Annotated in this window: 10 protein-coding genes and 1 pseudogene; 5 read left to right on the top strand and 6 right to left on the bottom strand. The window is 71.2% G+C overall.

What is annotated here, in order from left to right; all coding sequences use genetic code 11:
* Nucleotides 1–20: 20 nt before the first annotated feature.
* A complete protein-coding gene (locus QMK28_RS14490; RefSeq protein ID WP_326437833.1) occupies nt 21–929 on the bottom strand; it encodes an aminoglycoside phosphotransferase family protein in 909 nt (302 codons plus the stop codon).
* A gap of 440 nt (nt 930–1,369) precedes the next feature.
* Here QMK28_RS14490 and QMK28_RS14485 point away from each other — a divergent pair, with 440 nt between their 5' ends.
* Nucleotides 1,370–2,833: an amino acid permease gene (locus tag QMK28_RS14485; protein ID WP_326437831.1), complete on the top strand. Its 1,464-nt coding sequence runs from the start codon at nt 1,370–1,372 to the stop codon at nt 2,831–2,833.
* Between the two features lie 100 nt (nt 2,834–2,933).
* Here the strand turns inward: QMK28_RS14485 and QMK28_RS14480 are convergent, their stop codons facing one another.
* The gene (locus tag QMK28_RS14480; RefSeq protein ID WP_326437829.1) at nt 2,934–4,442 is read right to left on the bottom strand and encodes a M1 family metallopeptidase; all 1,509 of its coding nucleotides are present in this window, start codon (nt 4,440–4,442) and stop codon (nt 2,934–2,936) included.
* Nucleotides 4,443–4,747: 305 nt separating this feature from the next.
* Here QMK28_RS14480 and QMK28_RS14475 point away from each other — a divergent pair, with 305 nt between their 5' ends.
* The 3 genes and pseudogenes from QMK28_RS14475 to QMK28_RS14465 all read left to right on the top strand — a co-directional run.
* Nucleotides 4,748–6,697 carry a Xaa-Pro dipeptidyl-peptidase gene (locus tag QMK28_RS14475; RefSeq protein ID WP_326437913.1) on the top strand — a complete coding sequence of 650 codons (1,950 nt, stop codon included), beginning with the start codon at nt 4,748–4,750 and terminating at the stop codon, nt 6,695–6,697.
* Nucleotides 6,698–7,004: 307 nt separating this feature from the next.
* On the top strand, nt 7,005–8,357 hold the full coding sequence (locus QMK28_RS14470) for a M14 family metallopeptidase (RefSeq protein WP_443050726.1): 1,353 nt from the start codon (nt 7,005–7,007) through the stop codon (nt 8,355–8,357).
* Nucleotides 8,358–8,473: 116 nt separating this feature from the next.
* A pseudogene (locus QMK28_RS14465) lies at nt 8,474–9,307 on the top strand (BCCT family transporter); the annotation flags it as partial.
* Between the two features lie 32 nt (nt 9,308–9,339).
* On the opposite strand, the gene QMK28_RS14460 reads toward QMK28_RS14465, so the two are convergent.
* Complete coding sequence (locus QMK28_RS14460; protein WP_326437827.1) at nt 9,340–10,296, bottom strand: FAD-dependent oxidoreductase; 957 nt, start codon at nt 10,294–10,296, stop codon at nt 9,340–9,342.
* 118 nt (nt 10,297–10,414) lie between these two features.
* Here QMK28_RS14460 and QMK28_RS14455 point away from each other — a divergent pair, with 118 nt between their 5' ends.
* On the top strand, nt 10,415–11,434 hold the full coding sequence (locus tag QMK28_RS14455) for an oxidoreductase (protein WP_326437825.1): 1,020 nt from the start codon (nt 10,415–10,417) through the stop codon (nt 11,432–11,434).
* A 196-nt stretch (nt 11,435–11,630) separates the two neighbouring features.
* Here the strand turns inward: QMK28_RS14455 and QMK28_RS14450 are convergent, their stop codons facing one another.
* The 3 genes from QMK28_RS14450 to QMK28_RS14440 form a co-directional block, all read right to left on the bottom strand.
* Nucleotides 11,631–14,024 carry a Tex family protein gene (locus QMK28_RS14450; protein ID WP_326437909.1) on the bottom strand — a complete coding sequence of 798 codons (2,394 nt, stop codon included), beginning with the start codon at nt 14,022–14,024 and terminating at the stop codon, nt 11,631–11,633.
* A gap of 82 nt (nt 14,025–14,106) precedes the next feature.
* Nucleotides 14,107–14,241 (bottom strand): LPFR motif small protein, encoded by a 135-nt coding sequence (locus QMK28_RS14445; protein ID WP_326437823.1) that lies wholly within the window; start codon nt 14,239–14,241, stop codon nt 14,107–14,109.
* Between the two features lie 249 nt (nt 14,242–14,490).
* Nucleotides 14,491–15,354 (bottom strand): SCO6745 family protein, encoded by an 864-nt coding sequence (locus QMK28_RS14440; RefSeq protein WP_326437821.1) that lies wholly within the window; start codon nt 15,352–15,354, stop codon nt 14,491–14,493.
* Between the last annotated feature and the right edge of the window lie 231 nt (nt 15,355–15,585).

Here is a 15,585-nt window from a genome sequence, read left to right as displayed (position 1 = left end):
GCGCCACGTGCGGGACTGGTTCACTGCTCGTCGGCAGCCTCCAGGATCGCGCGGAGGCGCGACAGGCATTCGCTGACGAAGGCGGGATAGGTGCCCCAGTAGTACGACACCCCGCTGATTCCGACGGCGATGGCCCATGCCCGGGCACGCAACCACGTCACGTCGTCGAGGCTTATGGCGTCCCAGTACGCCTGTCGAGCCCCGGGTGGAAGGTCCCACAGAGGCGAGTGCTCGGCATCGGGGAAGCCGATTGAGAGGCCTCCGAAGTCGATGACCGCGTGCAGCTTCCCCTGCTGAACCAGAAGGTTGGTGGGTTTGAGGTCGCCGTGGAGCCACACCTGTCGGCCGGATGGCTCGGGCAGGGCGAGCGCGCTCTGCCACAGGTGTCGCAGGCGCGCGATGTCGAGGTCGAAACCCTGGATCGTTCGACAGTCGTCGAAGCACCCACTGATCCACCGGTCACAAACTTGCATGCCACCTCCGCGGTACCAGCTGAGCTCGCCTTGACGAGCGGCTCCCATGAGGGGGATGGAGTGCAGCCTCTGCACGATCGCTGCTAGGTCTGTCCCGAAGGCGTGCCAATCGGTGACCGATCCCAGGTCGGCTTCATCGCCATCGATCCAGCGGTAGACCGACCAGACGAGCGGGAAGGCGGAATTCGGAGTACCGGCGTGCACCGGCTCCGGGATGCGACAGGGAAGATGCGGCGCCAGCCGCGGCAGCCACGTTTGTTCCTTCTGTACCGCCTTTGCGTTGTCCGGTGTGCGCGGCAGCCGTACGAGCAACTGGTTGCCGAGCCGATACATCGTGTTGTCCGTGCCCGCACCGGCCGGCGAGATGGAGAGGGCTGCCCATTCCGGGCGCTGTTCCCGCAGCAGCGCCCGGACGACGGCCTCATCCACACCGATCTCGTTCTCATGAAGTGTCACGGTGACAGCCTTCTGCCCGGGCTTCGCCGCCGCCAGTGAATTACCCAAGGCGGTCGCCGCTCAGAACACGATCCGCTGATGATCCGCCGTGTCAGGTGCGAGATCGAGTGAGAATCTGGCAGTTCCAGTGGGACAGGACAGTAACTCTGCGTAAGTTGATCGCTCTCTGATGTCGGCTCGCCAACTATCGCGAACATCCGCCAACTATCGCGAACGGTCACACCAGGAGACCGGCCGGCCAGGGGATGGCCGGCGGCGGTCGGCCGTAAACGGAATGTGGGATTACCCACAGTCCGTGATGTACTCGATCGCGGTGTTATGCCCAAGAAAGGCGGATGAATGTCTGGTGATCTCCTGGGGAGGTGAAAGCACGGCCCTACCTTTGATTCGAAGGTAGGGCCGCAGCGACATCACCTGACCGAAGGCGAGATGAACCAGCTGTGAGCAATCAAGCCGTCCAGAAGGAGGGCCTCCCCGACCGGGGAAGCGTTCCGGACGCGGGCGACACGGGGTACAGCAAGGACCTCAAGGCGCGCCACATCAACATGATCGCGATCGGCGGCGCCATCGGCACCGGCCTGTTCCTCGGTGCGGGCGGACGTCTCGCTTCCGCGGGGCCCGCGCTGGCCATCGCGTACGCCGTCTGCGGGCTCTTCGCCTTCTTCGTGGTGCGCGCGCTGGGCGAGCTGGTGGTGCACCGGCCGTCGTCGGGTTCCTTCGTCTCCTACGCCCGCGAGTTCCTGGGCGAGAAGGGCGCGTACACGGCCGGCTGGATGTACGTCGTCAACTGGTCGACGACCGGCATCGCGGACATCACGGCCATCGCGCTCTACACCCACTACTGGAGCATGTTCAGCGACATCCCGCAGTGGGTGATGGCGCTCATCGCGCTCGCCGTCGTGCTGTCGCTGAACCTGATCTCTGTGAAGATCTTCGGCGAACTCGAATTCTGGTTCGCGACCGTCAAGGTGGCGGCACTGGTGATCTTCATGCTCATCGGCATCTTCCTGCTGGCCACCCAGCACCCGGTGGACGGCCGGACGCCGGGCTTCGACATCATCAGCGACAACGGCGGCTTCTTCCCCACCGGCCTGCTGCCGGTCGTGGTCGTGCTGCAGGGCGTCGTCTTCGCCTACTCCGCCGTCGAGCTGGTCGGCGTCACCGCGGGCGAGACGGCCGAGCCGGAGAAGATCGTGCCGCGCGCCGTCAACTCCATCATGTGGCGGGTCGGCGTCTTCTACGTCGGCTCGGTCGTGATGCTCGCCCTGCTGATGCCGTGGGACGGCTACACCGAGGGGGAGAGCCCCTTCGTGACGGTGCTCTCCAAGGTCGGCATCCCGGCGGCGGGCGATGTGATGAACCTCGTCGTGCTCACCGCGGCGATGTCCAGCCTCAACTCCGGCCTGTACTCGACCGGCCGCATCCTGCGCTCGATGGCGAAAGCCGGATCGGCGCCCAAGTTCACCGGCCTCATGAACCGGCACCAGGTCCCGTACGGCGGCATCCTGCTCACCTCGGCGGTGTGCGTGCTCGGCGTCGGGCTGAACTACCTGGTGCCCGGCGAGGCCTTCGAGATCGTGCTCAACATCGCGGCACTGGGCATCATCAGCACCTGGAGCATCATCATGCTCGCCCACATGGTGTTCGTGCAGCGCGCGAAGGCGGGACTGCTCAAGCGCCCCGCGTTCCGGCTGCCCGGCTCGCCGGTCATCGAGATCGCGACGCTGGCCTTCCTCGCCGGTGTGGTCGTACTGATGTGGTACGACGACGGCGTCGGCCGCGATACGGTCATGCTGATCCCGATCATCGGCGCCGCGCTGGTCGCCGGATGGTTCGCGGTCCGCGGCCGGGTCCGCTCGACGGCGGAGTCGGCGCGCGACGCCCAGGAGACGCGGCGGGACTGACCGCCGCACGGACGAGCGGGACGGGGACGGACAAGCGAGACGGGCACGGCCACCGATGCGGTGGCCGTGCCCGTCGGCGTAGTCAGCGGTGACGGTGTGTTCAGCGCCGGCCGTGGTCGTGGATGGAGTCCGTGGCGTGGATCTTCTTCCAGGAGTCGGGCCGGGCGGGCGCCTGGGCCGTACGCGCAGCGCCCTTCGTGTGCTGCGTCCCGGCGCCGGCCGCGGCCGGCTTCGACGGGGTGAACAGCCAGTCGTCGAAGAGCTGGGCGAGCGGCTTGCCCGAGACCTTCTCCGCGAGCTTGAGGAAGTCCTGGACCGAGCCGTTCCCGTGCTTGTTCCGCGCCGGCCACTGCTTGAGCACGGCGAAGAAGTCCTCGTCGCCCACCTCGTCGCGCAGCGCCTGCACCGCCATCGCGCCGCGGTCGTAGACGGCGGCGTCGAACTGCTTGTCCGGGCCCGGGTCACCCGGCTTGACGGTCCAGAAGGCGTCGTCGGCCGGGTGCGAGGCGTAGGCGTAGTCGGCCAGCTCCCGCGTGGTGCCCTCGCCCTCCTTCTCCGACCAGAGCCACTGGGCGTAGCGGGCGAAGCCCTCGTTGACCCAGATGTCGCGCCAGCCCTTGAGCGAGACGCTGTCGCCGTACCACTGGTGCGCCAGCTCGTGCACGACCACCGAGACGTTGGAGCCGCCCGCGAACTGCTTGGGGCTGTAGAACGGCCGGGTCTGGGTCTCCAGCGCGTAGCCGGTGGTCACGTTCGGGACGTAGCCGCCGAGCGCGTCGAAGGGATAGGGGCCGAAGACCCCGCTGAGCCAGTCGGCCACCTCGGCACTGCGCTCGACGCTGGCGCGCGCCGCGCCGGCGTTGTCGCCCAGGTCCTTGCTGTACGCGTTCAGCACCGGCAGGCCGCTCTCGGTCTTGTCGGTGGTGATGTCGAACTTGCCGACCGCGAGCGTCGCCAGGTACGTCGCCTGCGGCTTGTTCGAGCGCCAGTTGTAGCGGGTCCAGCCGAGCTTCGAGCTCTGCGAGACCAGCACGCCGTTGCTGATCGCCTGGTTGCCGTCGGGCACCGAGACGGAGATGTCGTACGTCGCCTTGTCGGTGGGGTGGTCGTTGCTCGGGAACCACCACCAGGCGGCCTCCGGCTCGTTGGCCGCCACTGCGCCGTCCGGGGTGCGCAGCCAGGAGGTGAAGCCGGTGACCTCGACCTCGGAGGGCGTGCCGGAGTAGCGCACGACGACGCTGAGCTGCTTGCCCTTGTCCAGCGGCGTGCCCGGCGTGATCTCCAGCTCGTGGGCGCCCGAGGTGGCGAACTTCGCCTTCTTGCCGTTCACCAGCACCTCGCGCACATCGAGCGCGAAGTCGAGGTTGAAGCGGGAGAGCGACTGGGTGGCGGTGGCGAGGATGGTCGCCGTGCCTTCGAGCGCGTCCGTCTTCGGCTGGTACTTGAGCCGCAGGTCGTAGTGGGAGACGTCGTAGCCGCCGTTCCCGTAGTCCGGGTAATAGGGATCGCCGATACCCGGGGCGCCCGGCGCGGCGCCGGCCGCGGAAGCCGGGATCGCCAGCAGCAGGCAGGCGGCAGCCGCGCTCAGGGCGGTGAGTCTGTGACGCACGAGTCCTCCAAGTCGAACGAGCGGTCGATCACTTGGACTCTATGTACCTTCCGCGGTGCGGGCATGTCCATGGCACTCACTGTCATGTGATCGACATCAGGCCGTCATGGAGGGGCGGGGAGAGGGCGGGGCGAACCGGCGGTACCTCGCGGGAAGACGGCGCGGGACGGGCGCGGCGGCCCCTCAGTAACCCTCTCCCCACAGGTTGACCTGTTGCCCCCTTCTGTACGGGAGTTGACTCGCGCTACCGTCCGCCCGTGCTGATACGTGCGCGGGTCACCCGCAACCCCTGGAAAACGTTCGTGATGGCGGCAGTCGCCGCACTGATGGCAGTCCTCGTCTCACCGGCCGGCGCGCAGGGCGCCGATACCGCGGCCGGACCGGTCCGCGGCGGTGAGAGCAGACCGATCTACTCCTACGACAACGCGATACGCGAGTCGGTGTGGGTGGACACCGGCCTCGACCTCGACGAGAACGGCAACAGCGACCGCGTCGCCGTCGACATCATGCGGCCGCGCGAGCCCGCCCAACAGGGCCGCAAGATACCCGTGATCATGGATGCCAGCCCTTATTACGCGTGCTGCGGCCGGGGCAACGAGAGCCAGAAGAAGACCTATGACGCGGCTGGCGAACCGGTCCAGTTCCCGCTCTTCTACGACAACTACTTCGTGCCGCGCGGCTACGCGGTGGTGCTCGTCGACCTGGCGGGCACGAACCGCTCCGACGGCTGCGTCGACGTCGGCGGCCGCTCGGACGTCCAGTCCGCCAAGGCCGTCGTCGACTGGCTGAACGGCCGGGGGCACGGCTACAGCACCCGCGCCGGCGGCAAGACGGTCAAGGCCGGCTGGACCAACGGCGCGACCGGCATGATCGGCAAGAGCTACGACGGCACGGTCGCCAACGGCGTGGCCGCGACCGGCGTCGAGGGACTCAAGACCATCGTCCCGATCGGCGCCATCAGCTCCTGGTACGACTACTACTTCGCCAAGGGCGCCCCGCTCCAGGACGGCCTGGAATGGCTCTCCGACTACGTCGAGAGCCCCGAGGCGCGGCTGCGCTGCAAGGGCGTACAGCAGGATCTCGTCGACGGCGCGCCGCGCACCGGCGACTGGACCCCGCTGTGGAGCGAGCGGAACTACGTACCGGACGCCGACAAGGTGCGCGCCAGCGTCTTCGTCGCGCACGGCATGCAGGACCTCAACGTCCGCACCAAGCACTTCGGCCAGTGGTGGGACGCGCTCGCCGACGCGGGCGTCGACCGCAAGATCTGGCTCTCCCAGACCGGCCACGTCGACCCCTTCGACTACCGGCGCGGCGCGTGGGTGGACACCCTGCACCGCTGGTTCGACCACGAGTTGCTCGGCGTACGCAACGGGATCGACCGTGAGCCGATGGCCGACGTCGAGCGCGCCCCGGACCGCTGGTCCACCGACCGTGTCTGGCCCGCCGCCGGCACCAAGGCCGCGACCCTGAAGCCGCGCGGCGGCGACGCCCCCGGCGTCGGCAAGCTCGGCCTCGACCAGGCACGCCCCGGCAGCACCGAGAGCTTCACCGACGACCCCAAGCTCGGCGAGACCGACTGGGCCGCGCACATCGACGAGACGACACCGGCCAAAGCCGGCTTCAGCAGCCGCACGCTGACCCGGAGCCTGCGGCTCTCGGGATCGAGCAAGGTCACCGTCACCGCGACCCCGTCCACGTCCACCGCGCACCTCTCGGCGGTGCTGGTCGACCTCGGCCCTGACACCATCCGCGACTTCTCCACCGCCGGCGAGGGCATCAGCACGCTGCCCGAAACCTCCTGCTGGGGCAGCAGCGCGACCGGCGACAGCGCGTGCTTCAAGAACACCAAGGCGAAGACGGCGGACGTCGACTACACCGTGGTCAGCCGCGGTTGGGCCGACCTCGGCAACTACGCCTCCGACCTGCACGGCAAGCCGCTGACGCCCGGCAAGAGCTACACCATCACGCTCGACCTGGCCGCCACCGACCATGTGCTGCCCAAGGGGCACCGGCTCGCCCTCATCGTCGGCGGTACGGACGCGGGTCTCATCGAGCCGCCGAGCAGCACTCCGAAGCTCACCGTCGATCTGGCCCGCACCTCGGCCAGGCTGCCGCTGGTCGGCGGGGCCGCGGCCTTCGCGCGGGCCACCAAGGGCGGCGACTTCTCGGTGGCGCCGGACGCCGCTCCGCTGGACGGCCTGAAGGCGCCGCGGCTGGGCAACCGGGTGCCGTCCGCCGGCCTCCCCGGCTGACCGGACGGGTCGTTTCCCGGCGGGTGCCGGACCGCGGCCGGTCAGATCCGGTCCGGTCCGGACTGGTCCGGACTGGTCGGGACCGGTGTGATCTCGGCTGATCGACCGCGTCCGGTCCGATGGGGGCCGCGCCACTACTCGGCGCGGCCCCCTTCCCGCCCTTCCACCGCCGCGCGCGGCCGAACACCGCCGCGCGACGCCACTGGGCAGTGCCCGACGACGCCACTGGGCACTGCCCGACACCGTTCGAAGCCACTCGATACCGCGCGCTGCCGTTCGGCACGCACAACCAGGGAGGCACACCCCCGTGACACCTCGCACCCCCCGCCGGACCCGGACCCGGACCCGCCCCCGCCTGCGCGCCCTCGCGCTCGGCGCGCTGGTCACCGGCCTGGCCGCCCCGCTGCTCGCCTCCCCGGCCCAGGCGGGAGCCCAGTCGCAGCCGCCTCCGCGCACCGGTTTCGAGACGAGCGAGGGTGCGCGCTGGACCACCCAGCCCGAGGAGCGGGACTTCCTGGCCGCCGTCGACCGGGCGAGCGCCCGCGTCAGCGTGGACCGCCTCGGCTCCACCGGGCAGGGCCGGCCGCTGCGCCTCGTCCGCATCGGCGCGCCGGCCCCCGCCGACGCCCAACGGGTCGCCCGCGGCAACTCCGTGCTGCTCATCTGCAGCCAGCACGGCGACGAGCCGTCCGGCCGCGAAGCCTGTCTGACCACGATCCGGGACCTGGCGTACGCGAAGGACGCCGGGACGCGGCGCTTCCTGGAGCGCACCAGCGTCCTGGTCGTGCCCACCGCCAACCCGGACGGCCGGGCCGCCGGCACGCGCGGCAACGCGGACGGCGTCGACATCAACCGCGACCACATCGCGCTCACAACGGCCGAGGGCCGCGCGACGGCCGCCCTGCTGCGCGACTACCGCCCCGACACGGTCTACGACCTGCACGAGTTCGGCGCGACCGTCCCGTACTACGTCAAGGACCTGCTCTCGCTCTGGCCGCGCAACCTCAACACCGACGACAGGGTGCACGCCGAGGCGCGCACCCTGTCCGAGCGGTACGTCCGCCCGGCGGCCGGGGCGGCGGGATTCAGCACCGGGATCTACGGCATCTGGACCGACCCGGTGACCGGCGAGCCGGTCAAGCAGGTCGCGGGGGACGGCCAGGAGCGCATTCTGCGCAACACGGTCGGAGTCAAGAACTCCGTCGGGCTGCTCGTCGAGACCCGCATCGATCCGCTGACCGACGCCGAGAAGGCCGACCCCGCACTCAACAATCGCCGCCGGGTGGACTCCCAACTGGCCGCGCTGAAGGGTGCGTTCGGATTCGCCGGGGAGCGGCGCGGCCGTATCGAACCGGCCACGACGGCGGCGCGGCTGACGGGCTACGCCGACCGCGGTCCGGTCTACCTGGGCGGCGCGGACAACGAGCCGCCCGCCGAGGACGAGGTCATCCAGAACCCGCCCTGCGGCTACCGCCTCACGGCCGGCCAGTACGCTGAGGTCAAGGACGAACTCGCGCTGCACGGCGTCCGCGCCGCCCGACGCGCCGACGGCAGCGCGCTGGTGACGATGCGCCAGTCGATGCGCGGCCTCGTACCGCTGCTGCTCGACGGGCGGGCGGAGTTCCATCTCGCGCAGGCGCGGCCGGCCGACGGCTGCTGACCGGAACCGATGTGCCGACGCTCGTTCGAACACGGCCGTGCCGGGCCGGAGTCCACTACGGAATGTGGTACTTCCTACGGGGTATGGGGACGTCTTAGCCGAGGGAAGGCATCCATGTGCCGGAGAACCAGCAGGGGAATGACAGCAATGCCGGTCGGCCGGAAGCACCTCTAGCAGACCTGCCGGAAGGGGCGGTGCGGGCCCGTCACCCGCAGACCGACCGTGTGGTGTTCGGCGTCACCGCCGTGCTCACCCTCGCGTTCGTGGTCTGGGGCGCCACGGCCGCCGACTCGCTCGAAGACGTGTCGAATTCGATGCTGAAGGGGCTTATCCACAAGGGCGGTTGGGCCTTTGTGCTGGCCGCCTCCGGATTCGTCATCTTCGCACTGTGGCTCGCGGTCAGCCGCTACGGCAAGATCACCCTGGGGCAGGAGGGCGAGGCGCCGGAGTTCCGGACCGTGTCCTGGATCGCGATGATGTTCAGCGCGGGCATGGGCATCGGTCTGATGTTCTTCGGCGTGAGCGAGCCGCTCTCGCACTTCACCTCGCCGCCGCCGGGCACCGACCCCGCGAACAGCGGCGAAGCGATGGAAACGGCGCCGGCCACCACGCTGCCCCCTGGGCCATCTACGCGGTGGTCGGCCTCGCCATCGCGTACAGCACCTTCCGGCGTGGTCGCCGGCAGACCATCAGCGCGGTCTTCACCCCGCTGATGGGCAAGAAGCACGCGAACGGCCCGGCCGGCCAGGTGATCGACATCCTCGGGATCTTCGCGACCCTGTATCGCGCGGATCAGCCGGGGCCGGACGATCCGGCAGTTCGTCGTCGGCGTCAGCCTGGTGCCGAGCACGGTCAGCCTGGTGTGGTTCGCGGTCTTCGGCGGCTCGGCCATAAGGCTTCAGGCGGCCGGCAAGCTGGGCGAGGTGACCACCCCCGAGGGCCGGTTGTTCACCTCCAGCAGTACCCGATCGGCGGCCGTCGCTCAGCTCCGGCCCACCAGCTCGGCCGCGTCCTGCGCGCAACCCCAGGCCACCGTGACGCCCGCGCCGCCGTGCCCGTAGTTGTGCACGCGCAGCGAACCGTCCGGCAGCCGCTCCGCCCCCAGCCGCACCGCCCTGCGGGCCGGCCGCAGGCCCACCCGGTGCGCCAGCACGCGGGCCTTCGCCAGCTCCGGATGGACGCGGGCGCAGCGCGCGATGATCAGCTCCGCCACCGCCGGGTCCGGCTCCAGGCCCCAGACGTTCTCGCGCGCGGTGCCGCCGAGTACGACCCCGTACGGCTGCGGCAGCACATAGACCGTGTCGGCCGAGGCGTGGTCGGCCGAGACGAACCACTCGTCGATCCCGGGGTTCTCCACGACGACGAGCTGTCCCTGCACGGGATGCACCTCCGGGTCGGGCACCAGCTCCCGCGCACCGAGCCCGCTGCAGTTCACGACGCTCGGCGCGGCCGCGTGCGCCTCGGCCAGCGAGGTCAGCGTCCGGCGCTCGACGGTCCCGCCCGCCGCCTCCAGCCGACGCAGCAGATAGCCCAGGTGGCTCGGCATGTCGAGGAGGGGCGTACGGGCCCGCAGCCCGACGGAGCTGCCGTCCGGCAGTTCTCCCGCGCCGGCCGGCCGCAGTCCCGGCAACTCGGCGGCCCACGGGCCCAGGTCGGCCATCCCGATGCCCGCCTGCGTGCCGTCGACCATCCGGACCCCGGTCTCCGCCGGCCGCTCGGCCAGCTCGGCCAGGATCGCGAAGGACCGCACCGACCAGTCGCCGACCGCCGCCGTCGGTTCGATCCGGTAGGGCCACCAGAGGCCGCCGGCCACCGCCGAAGTGGTCTCCTCGGCCGGGTCGCGGCTCCACACCGAGACCTGCCGTCCGCTCTCCGCCAGCACAATTGCGGTGGTCAGCCCGATGACTCCGCCGCCGACCACGATCACGTCGTTGCTCATACCCGGACGCTATCCCCTGGGGTGTGCCGTGGGGTGTGCGAGGGGTGTGCTGAGGGCTCATCATCCGGAATGGACGCTGCCGGGCACAGGTGGTGTCGTATGTGGGAATACTCAAGACATGACCGCCGAGCACGCGACCTTCGGACTGGCGCCCGCCACGCGCGCCGGTGGCGTCCTGTCCAACGGTGTGTACCAAGCGCACCGGGATTTCCTCGACTTCATCGTGGACGGCAGACCTCTGCTGCTGCGCATCGCCGACCTCGACGCGGTCTCGCCGCTCGCCGCCGACCTCGGGCCGTCGATCCTCACGGCCCAGGTGGGGCGGCTGCTGCTGGAGTCCGACGCGCCGCCCCCCGACAGCCGGTACGTGATCTACGGCTGCCCGGAGTGCGCGGGCCCCGAATGCGGGGCGGTCACCGCGGTGATCGAGCGCGACGGCGAGGACTACGTCTGGCGGGACTTCGCCTGGCAGACCGACGCGGTCCCCGACCTGGACCTCAACGGCTACCCCGGGATTGGCCCGTTCCGCTTCCGGGGCGAGCAGTACCGCGCCGAGTTGGAGCGGCTGCTGGAGAACGAGAGTCAGGGGGCGGCGGCCTCGCGCCGGGTGCTGCTCATCGGCCGCCGGGCGGCGGTGCTCGCCAAGCTCGCCGCCGCGCTGCGCGGCATCGGGATCGGCGCGGAGATCACCCAGGACGCGGCGGGCGCGGCAGCCGACGAGTTGCGCACGTACGGCGCGGTCGCCTTCGGCCACTCGATCGGGGCGGAGGAACGCGACGCCGCGCAGCGCGCCTTCGCCGCGGCCGGCTCCGGCGCGGTCTTCGTCGACGGCCTGGCCCCGATCATCCCGCTGCTCGTCGCGCAGATCGAGCAGGCGCTCGATCGCGGCCCGCAGGACCAGCGACGGCTCGTACGGCTCGAAGCGGCCGGCGGCGAAGCGGTCGTGACCCTCACCGCGGCCGGCCGCGTACGCCTCACCGCCTACCGCCTCGACCGGCTGGGCCGCGCCCACTCCAGCGACCTCTTCGACGGCCCCCTGGAGCCCGGCAGCCACGGAGTCGCGCTGAACGCGAGGGACGGGTTTGTGGTGGCCCGCAGCACGGGGAGCGTGCTTGTCGCTGCGGTGACGCGCGGCTGACGGGTGCGGTGACCTGCGGCTGACGGGCGCTTCCGTCCAGGCTGTCCTCAAGCTCCCCCAGACTTCGTCCGGGAGGTGCCCCCAACGGGCTAATTTTAGCCCTCCCCCAGCCTTCGGCCGGGAGGCGCCCCCAGCGCTTGAGGACACCCGTCCACCGGGCGGAGCGGTCCAATTCTGCGGCGACGGCGACTACCGCTCAGCGCCCCCCGCGCAGCCCCGCCCGCCGCAGCGCGTCCGCCATCGCGTCATTGCCGGGCGCAGAATCCCGGCGGCCACCGCCGCCCGGAGCACCGCCGCCGCGCGAGGCCGCACCGCCACCCGCACCGCCACCCGAGGCGCCCCGCTGCCGCGGCGCCCCCTTGGGCCCGGCCGCCTCAGGCCGACCCGTACGACTGCCGCCGCCCGCGGAGGGCAACTCGTCGTCCAACCGGAGCGTGAGCGAGACCCGCTTGCGCGGGATATCCACTTCGAGCACCTTGACCCGTACGACGTCGCCGGGCTTCACGATGTCCCGAGGGTCCTTCACGAAGGTCTTCGACATCGCGGAGACATGGACCAGGCCGTCCTGGTGGACCCCGACGTCCACGAACGCGCCGAAGGCGGCGACGTTGGTCACCACGCCCTCCAGCAGCATCCCGGGCGTCAGGTCGCCGAGCTTCTCGACGCCTTCCTTGAAGGTCGCGGTCGCGAAGGCGGGGCGCGGGTCGCGGCCCGGCTTCTCCAGTTCCCTGAGGATGTCGGTGACCGTCGGCAGGCCGAAGGAGTCATTGACGAAGTCCGCCGGACGCAGGGTCCGCAGCACCGCCGTGTTGCCGATCAGCGTCGTGACCCCGCTGCCCGCGGCGGCCACCATCCGGCGCACCAGCGGGTACGCCTCGGGGTGCACGCTCGACGCGTCCAGCGGGTCCTCGCCGCCGGGGATGCGCAGGAAGCCCGCGCACTGCTCGTACGCCTTCGGGCCGAGCCTGGCCACCGCCTTGAGGGCCTTGCGGGTACGGAAGGGCCCGTTGGCGTCGCGGTGCGCGACGATGTTCTCCGCGAGGCCCGCGCCGATGCCGGACACCCGGCCGAGCAGCGGTGCGGAGGCGGTGTTGACGTCCACGCCGACGCCGTTCACGCAGTCCTCGACGACGGTGTCCAGCGAACGCGACAGCTTCACCTCGGACAGGTCGTGCTGGTACTGGCCGACGCCGATCGACTTGGGGTCGATCTTGACCAGCTCGGCCAGCGGATCCTGGAGCCGGCGCGCGATCGAGACCGCGCCGCGCAGCGAGACGTCCAGCTCCGGCAGCTCCTGCGAGGCGAAGGCCGACGCGGAGTACACGGAGGCGCCCGCCTCCGAGACCATGACCTTGGTCAGCTTCAACTCGGGCTGCCGCTCGATGAGATCGGCGGCGAGCTTGTCGGTCTCGCGGGACGCGGTGCCGTTGCCGATCGCGATCAGCTCGACCTTGTGCTCGCGAGCCAGACGGGCCAGCGCCGCCAGCGAGGCGTCCCACTTCTGCTGCGGGACATGCGGGTAGACGGTCTCGGTCGCGGCGACCTTGCCCGTCGCGTCCACCACGGCCACCTTGACGCCGGTACGGAAGCCCGGGTCGAGCCCCATCGTGGCGCGGGTGCCGGCGGGCGCGGCGAGCAGCAGGTCCCGCAGGTTGGAGGCGAAGACCCGGACCGCCTCGTCCTCGGCGGCCTGCCGCAGCCGGAGCCGCAGGTCGATGCCGAGGTGCACCAGGACGCGGGTGCGCCAGGCCCAGCGCACGGTGTCGGCCAGCCACTTGTCGGCGGGCCGGCCGCGGTCGGCGACGTCGAAGCGCCGGGCGATGGCCCGCTCGTAGTGCGTCGGCCCCTCGGCCTGCGTGCGCGGATCGTCCGGCTCCAGGGTGAGGTCGAGGACCTCCTCCTTCTCGCCGCGGAACATCGCCAGCACGCGGTGCGAGGGCAGCGCGGTGAACGGCTCGGCGAAGTCGAAGTAGTCGGCGAACTTCGCGCCCGCCTCCTCCTTGCCGGCCCGCACCCGCGCGGACACCCGGCCCTTGGACCACATGCGCTCGCGCAGTTCGCCGATCAGGTCGGCGTCCTCGCCGAACCGCTCGGTGAGGATCGAGCGGGCGCCGTCCAGCGCGGCCTGCGCGTCGGCGACGCCCTTGTCCGCGTCCACGAAGGAGGCGGCGGCGGAGGCGGGATCGACGCCCGGGTCGGCGAGCAGCCCTTCGGCCAGCGGCTCCAGCCCGGCCTCGCGTGCGATCTGCGCCTTGGTACGCCGCTTCGGCTTGAACGGGAGGTAGATGTCCTCCAGCCGGGCCTTCGAATCCGCCGCCCGCAGCCGCGCCTCCAGCGCCTCGTCGAGCTTGCCCTGCGAGCGGACCGACTCCAGGATCGAGGTCCGGCGCTCCTCCAGCTCCCGCAGATAACGCAGCCGCTCCTCCAGCGCGCGCAACTGCGTGTCGTCGAGCGTCTCGGTCGCTTCCTTGCGGTACCGGGCGATGAACGGCACGGTCGAACCGGCGTCGAGCAGCCCGACGGCGGCTGTCACCTGCCGCTCCCGTACGCCGAGTTCCTCGGCGATCCTGCTTTCGATGGACGTCGTCACGTTCACGCTCCGCTTTCCTCGCTCAGCTGCGGTCTGCATTGTGGCAGGTGAGGATGACAGCGCAGGCGGGCCGGACGGCGGGTCAGCCGCGGCGCGAGCGGCCGCCGCCGCGGGAAGCGCCGCCGAACAGCTTGGCGAGCAGCCGGAAGGGCAGCGTGACGACGGTGGCGATGGCCCCGCCGACGGTGCGGAGCGCGTCTGCGATGGCACGGAACATGAAGTCCTCCGTTGATCGTGGGCAGACCCGCCGAGAACCGGCGAATCGGCCCGGTGAGCCGTTGCCAAGATGGCCTGCACAGCGGGTTGCCGCTCTCGCCGTCGGCAAACGGCCCACTCGCGCCGGGGCTCCGCAACCGGCGGGGTCCACTCGCGCCATGGCTCCGGAACCCGCGGAGCCCGCTCGCGCCGGGGCTCCGGAACCCGCGGGTCCACTCGCGCCGGGGCTCCGGAACCCGCGTCCCGTTGGTCAGCCCTTGCCGATGAGGTCCGAGGGGAAGGCGCCGGCGGTGAGTGCCGCGGTGATGTAGACGGTGCCCAGCTCGGTGAGCCGGGCCACCCCGTCGGCGCCCAGGTGCTCGTACGGGGCGCGGTCGAGGCGGTCGGTGGCGTCCTCCATCTCCGTGCGCAACTCGGTGCCGCGCTCGGTCAGCTCGCCGTCGCCGTCGAGCAGCCCGCGCTCGCGCAGCCGGTCCTGGGCCGCGCTCCACTCGTCCGAGCTCCAGCCGCGGGTGCTCGCGATCCACTTCGGCGACATGCCCTTGCCGGTCGCCGCGTGGCTGACCAGCGCCTCCACCGCGTCGAGCCCGGCGTCCAGCAGCACCGCGAGGTGCGCGTCGCCGCGGTGTTCGCGCAGCAGGGTCGCGGCGTGCCAGAGGGCCAGGTGCGGGGCTTGCGGCACGGGCAGGTCGGCGTGGGCCGCGTACAGCGGCCGCGCGGAGCGCGAACACGCCTCGGTGGCCCGCAGCGCGAGCGCGGCGGCCTCCGCCAGCTCCTTCGACTCGATGGTCTCCGCGCCCAGCAGCCGCCGCAGCGTGCTGTCGGCGGCGCGCTGCCGGGCCGCGAGGACGGTCTCGGGGGAGGCGACGGCCCAGGTGCGCGGCAGGTGCTTGGCGACCAGCTCGTGCTTGAAGTTGTAGAAGGTCGCGGTGACGGTGCCCGCGCCGACCGGGCCCATCGCGGCGGCCCGGGTCACGAAGTAGGCGGCGCTCGGGTCTGCTATCCCGATCGCGGCCATCTCCTTGCCGAGGTCGGGGGAGAAGTAGAGCGTGGAGTGCAGCGGGTTCAGGGCGTTGTGGCAGCGCCGCTCGGCGCGTGCGGGCAGTGAGGTCATACCCGGCACGTTACCGATAGGTAGCAGCGGCCGTAACCCCTGATACCCACCGGTCGGTATGAGATGTGTCCTGGTCCGGGGGAGTACGTCTGGAGGCGGGGCGGCCCGCCGTCGGAGTGTGGCCGGAACACGTCCGGAACAAGGCTTTACCGCTGCCTTATCGCCGCTGTGCCGCCCTCGCGCCGGTCAGCCGCAAGGCGCGCCGATGTGGCGGGAGGAGCTGGAGGCGCG

Source organism: Streptomyces sp. H27-D2, assembly GCF_035828615.1.
In the GTDB taxonomy this organism is placed as follows: domain Bacteria; phylum Actinomycetota; class Actinomycetes; order Streptomycetales; family Streptomycetaceae; genus Streptomyces.
This window is presented reverse-complemented; position numbering and strand designations above follow the sequence as displayed.